General features: G+C 74.9%; 1 protein-coding gene. It reads right to left on the bottom strand.

The features are described from left to right. Window positions 1–29 precede the first annotated feature (29 nt). On the bottom strand, window positions 30–1086 hold a 1057-nt coding region (locus CCN44_RS41550), incomplete at its 5' end, for a PQQ-dependent sugar dehydrogenase (RefSeq protein ID WP_107502182.1).

Below are 1086 nucleotides of genomic sequence, written 5' to 3'. Positions count from 1 at the left end.
CACCTAGCCCCCGCTCACCTGGCCCCCGCTCACCGCACCCGCACCTCCAGCACGCGGTCGTCCCCGTCCTTCGGGTCGCCCCGGCCGTCCGTGTTGCTCGTCACCAGCCAGAGCCGGTCGCCGCCCGCGGGGACGACCGTGCGCAGGCGGCCGTGGTCGCCGGTGAGGAACGCCTGCGGGGCGGCCGAGGCCGAGGTGCCGTTCAGCGGGACGCGCCACAGGCGCTTGCCGCGCAGGCCCGCCATCCAGATCACGCCGTCCACGTACGCGATGCCGCTGGGGGAGGCCTCGTCGGTGCGCCACTGGGCGAGCGGGTCGTGGAAGCCGGCGCCGGAGGACTTCCCCTCGGCCTCGGGCCAGCCGTAGTTGTCGCCGGGCCTGATCGCGTTCAGCTCGTCCCAGGTGTCCTGCCCGAACTCCGCGGCGAACAGCCGCTGCCGGTCGTCCCAGGCCAGGCCCTGGACGTTGCGGTGGCCGTACGAGTACACCGGCGAGTCGGGGAACGGGTTGCCCGGTGCCGGTTCCCCCTCCGGGGTCAGCCGCAGGATCTTGCCGCCCGGCGACGTCCTGTCCTGCGACAGGCCCTCCCGCCCGCTCTCGCCGGTGCCCGCGTACAGCATGCCGTCCGGGCCGAACGCGATCCGGCCGCCGTTGTGCACGAAGCCCTTCGGGATGCCCTTGAACACCGTGTCCGGGGCGCCCAGTTGCTCACCGGCCGGCCGCCGCTCGTCGTACCGCATGCGCACGATGCGGTTGTCCGAGGCCGAGGTGAAGTAGGCGTACACCATGCGGTCGGAGGCGAAGTCGGGGGAGAGGGCGATGCCCAGCAGGCCGCCCTCGCCGGCCGGCGAGACCCCGGAGACCGTGCCCAGCTCGGTCGTCCGGCCCGTCCTCTCGTCGATCCTGCTGATCGTGCCCTCGTCCCGGGACGACACCAGCAGCCCGCCGCCGGGCAGCGGAGCCAGCCCCCACGGCGTCTTCAGCCCCTCGGCCACCGTGCGCAGCACCCGCACCGAACCCTTGGCCGGCGGCACCGACGCGGTGGCCCGCGGGGCGGAGGCCCCCGGAGCCTTCCCCGTACCGGCC

The sequence above is a fragment of the Streptomyces tricolor genome (assembly GCF_002155905.1).
Lineage (GTDB): Bacteria > Actinomycetota > Actinomycetes > Streptomycetales > Streptomycetaceae > Streptomyces > Streptomyces tricolor.
The sequence above is the reverse complement of the archived record's forward strand: the minus strand, read 5'-3'. Positions and strand labels throughout refer to the sequence as shown.